The sequence below is a fragment of the Leptolyngbya cf. ectocarpi LEGE 11479 genome, assembly GCF_015207065.1.
In the GTDB taxonomy this organism is placed as follows: Bacteria; Cyanobacteriota; Cyanobacteriia; order Phormidesmidales; family Phormidesmidaceae; genus Leptothoe; species Leptothoe ectocarpi.
On the sequence record NZ_JADEXP010000478.1, the window covers coordinates 1 to 3,771 of the forward strand.

Sequence of the window (3,771 nt, forward strand, 5' to 3'; positions counted from 1 at the left end):
CCATACGATAGCGCAACAGCTGACTCTGCTCAGCCAACATCTGTAACGCCTCTGCCGGTAGCCCGGCAAAAGGAGCTACATCGCTGAGGGATTGACGTATAGGATTTACGGTATAAGTCATAAGTTATCCACGTTAACGATGCACACGTAGGCTCAGGGTTTACTAGGGCAAAAGTGGCTGGACAGCCGTGCCCTGGGTCGTTTCCCGCAGCCATGCTGTAAAAAGTTCATCTATCAGCCGCTGACGCATGGCATCGTCAAACTGTGCTGGGACAAACTTTTCTAGACGAGTAATCACATACCACTCACCAATGGGAGTAGGGGACCACAGCTGTCCTGGCTGGCTGACAGACAGCATGCGGCCAATCATCGGATGGGGCACACTTAGCTCCACAGGCCCAATTAAGCCCCCCGTTTGAGCTTCTTGGCCTTCAGAATAATTCCGAGCCAAATCAGTAAAGGAATCACCATCGTCATTGAGACGAAAGTAAAGCTCCTGAGCCAAGCTAGGGTCTTTAGTCCTAATCAACGAGTACAGCACCCGATCCAGCTTGACCTTACGTTCTAGAAAGTAAGACTCCACCTGTTTGCCCCAGGTGTCTTCCTTAAACTTAGTAATTTTGGCCTCGCGCAGCGCCGTCATATACATCTGCTCTTGGGTCAGGTTGTACTGGGTTTGCCAAGCCTGCTGCTGTTCTTCAGTGACCAAATTACGCTGACGGCAAAATGCCTTATAGGCCTCTTCAGGATCGCAGGCTACAGACTCAATCGCCTGATCAACCACCACCTCCTGCACCAGCCTAGGCAAAAGCTGATGCTGCTGTAGTTGCTCTAGCAACATCCGAATATCAAGCTCGGAATCGCCAATTTTCAAAACTGCTGTCATGATGAAAACCCTGATGGAGTGGGCACTATAGCGTTATGTCTGGGGATAGTTGGACAGGATAAAGGTGAAGAGAGCCGAATAGGCTCCAGCTGCTTAAAACAGTACCTAGAGCTGGCATCAGGGATAATTGCCTAGGCAACTCTAAGCTAGCATCAGGAATAATTGCTACGGCGCTTATTTTATCGGTTTGAGATAATTTTATAGATTGGCGTAATAGAACTTCGATTAAGCATTCCCAAGGATTTCACACACTAAACAAGTTTTACATATGTGTACGTATGTATAGGTATGTATATGTAAGGTTCTGGCGTTGCTGATCTCCGATATGAATTTAATCCGCCAAATATTGGCTAGCAGCACATTTCACCGCTCGGTTCATTCCTGAAATCAGCAACGGCAGTTTTCTAGCTACCTCTTCACAAATAGCGTTTGAAATTCCGGTTGTTTTTCCGTACATTTTCGCAATCGGTCTAAGGTAATAATCACGGCCATTGGCTTAAAAATAGGCATAACTGCGCCAAAAATGTCTATAGGATAAACGGGATACATCAATTGGAACTAATATCCTGGCTAAAGATTCCAGGACACTGTAAGGACAGCTAGGTAAGGACAGCTAGGTAAGGACAGCTAGCTGGCTGTAGAACGAATTTTGTGAGTCAACGTAATTGAGCCCCGTTATGCAGAAGCAATCCAATAAAGTTCCTCTGATCATTGCTCTGGCGGGGTTTGGCCTCATTGCTGGCGTGTTTGGTGTGGTCGCCTGGCTCACTGGTGGTGGTGGTGGGATTGCGGTACCCACCGGACGTTCAAATAGCGTTGCTAGTCAGCCTCCAGTGTCAGCCGCCGTTCCTGCAGAAGAAACATTAAGCACGGTTCAAAACGTTCCTCAAGGTCTATTTAACTATGGTGGCAGCACCACCTGGATCCCAGTGCATGGACCGGTTCAAGCGGCGATTGCCAACGCATTTCCTGAGTTTCAACTACGATATACACTGCCATCCAGCGGTGCCCCTGGATCCGGTACAGGCATCCAGATGCTGTTGGAAGGGCAGCTCTCCTTTGCGGAATCCTCACGCCCCCTGGAGCCTGCAGAATATGAAGCTGCCCAACAGCGTGGGTTTAGTTTGGAACAAATTCCTGTGGCGATCGATGCCATTGCCCTGGCAGTGCACCCAGACTTGGGGCTGGACGGTCTCAGCGTTGATCAGATTAAAGCAATTTATAACAGTGAAGTGCTCAACTGGTCAGAATTAGGCGGGCCAGATTTACCAATCAGTGCCTACAGCCGTTCGCCAGAGGCAGCAGGTACTGCCAAATTCTTTTTAGAAGATGTTTTAGATGCAGAGACCTATGGTGAGAACGTTATCTTTGTCGAAAACACGACCATAGGATTACGGCAAATTTTTAATGATAGAGGAGGCATTTACTACGCCTCAGCTCCTGAGATCATCAACCAGTGCTCGATTTATGCCATCCCTGTCGCTCCCCAAGGCCAGCCAGCTATTCCTCCCTTTGCAGACACCTGGGAAAGAGGCCAGGCCTGTGTAGGTCAGCCTAACACGGAGAATACGGATGCATTTCGTGACGGTAGCTATCCCCTCACGCGACGGCTGTTTGTGATTGCTAAGGTAGATGGGGCTGAGGATGAAGCCGCTGGCCGAGCCTATGCCAAGATGCTGCTGTCTCCTGAGGGCCAAACCCTGATCGAAGAGGCTGGGTTTGTGGGTATCCGTTAATGCAGCGCATCACCATTAATCCAAATCAGCCTGTAACTGACACGCTACAGCTAACCTGTGAGCAAGCTCATTATTTGCAACGGGTGCTGCGGTTAAAGCCAGGGGATGTGTTTATTGCCCAGGATGGTCAGGGTCAGCAATGGCAGGCTCAGCTGACGGCAGCTGGCCTTGCAAAAATTCTCTCGCCGCTGCACACATTATCACCCCCTGCAAAGCTGGTCCTGGTGGCGGCGTTACCCAAAACGGGTTTTGATGACGTGGTTCGTCAGGCGACAGAGCTGGGTGTAACCCACATACAACCTCTACTCAGTGAACGTACCCTACTCAAACCCAGTCCTAAAAAGCTAGAGCGCTGGCGGCGCATTGCCCGAGAAGCATCAGAGCAGTGTGAGCGCGTCTATGTACCTGAGATCGCTCCCCCTGTGGAATTTACCCAGTGGATGAGGGATGGAGTTACCAACACTGGGAACTATCTTTGTGTTCCCAGGGTCAACGCACTTGGGCTATTACCGTGTGTACAAACACTGCTGGCCGATTCTCCTCAGCAATCGGTTCAGGTGGCAATTGGCCCAGAGGGGGGCTGGACACCTGAGGAAATTACAGTTGCGATCGCACAGGGTTACCAAGAAACCTCTCTTGGATCCGGAATATTACGGGCAACAACAGCGGCACTGACTGCGCTGGCGATTATTTCGTCAGTGCGAGAGCAGCTGTCGTAACTAATGTCTCGTAATTGCTCGGATGCCCAACGATTGGACTTTGATTAAGTTGAAGAAAATATAAAGATTTAATTGGTGTGAGAGTTCCCTGTACTTACTCGGCTAGGAAGTTTGGTATTTGTCAAGCGATCACCATGCACAGTTTTACGAGTGAAAATTATCTAGCCTCAAGATTTTATAAATTGTTGGCGTTAATTCCTATGCCCAGGTTAGCAATTTTGCTTAGTAAAGAGATTTTCAAGAGAGCTGTTGTTATCAATAAATCTCGCGTGTTTGTCCGGATGGCCGACAGATTTAACTTTAGTTAATCTAAAAAAAATTCAGATGAAACAGGTGACTATAGTTTACCTGCATTTGGATATGGGGTTTAGTGTTTATTCAATTCAATCACCATGCAAACTACGACCAATAATTACCACGTCTTTTCAGG

Annotated in this window: 3 protein-coding genes; 2 read left to right on the forward strand and 1 reads right to left on the reverse strand. The window is 48.5% G+C overall.

Annotated features, from left to right (window positions below; translation table 11 throughout):
* Positions 1–163: 163 nt before the first annotated feature.
* Positions 164–886, reverse strand: coding sequence for a peptidylprolyl isomerase (locus tag IQ260_RS28615; protein WP_193996469.1), 723 nt, complete (start codon positions 884–886; stop codon positions 164–166).
* Positions 887–1,563: 677 nt separating this feature from the next.
* On the opposite strand from IQ260_RS28615, the gene IQ260_RS28620 reads away from it, so the two are divergent.
* Complete coding sequence (locus IQ260_RS28620) at positions 1,564–2,622, forward strand: PstS family phosphate ABC transporter substrate-binding protein (RefSeq protein WP_193996470.1); 1,059 nt, start codon at positions 1,564–1,566, stop codon at positions 2,620–2,622.
* Positions 2,622–3,341, forward strand: coding sequence for a 16S rRNA (uracil(1498)-N(3))-methyltransferase (locus IQ260_RS28625; protein WP_193996471.1), 720 nt, complete (start codon positions 2,622–2,624; stop codon positions 3,339–3,341). Before IQ260_RS28620 ends, IQ260_RS28625 begins: the two co-directional genes overlap by 1 nt.
* The last annotated feature ends 430 nt before the right edge of the window (positions 3,342–3,771 follow it).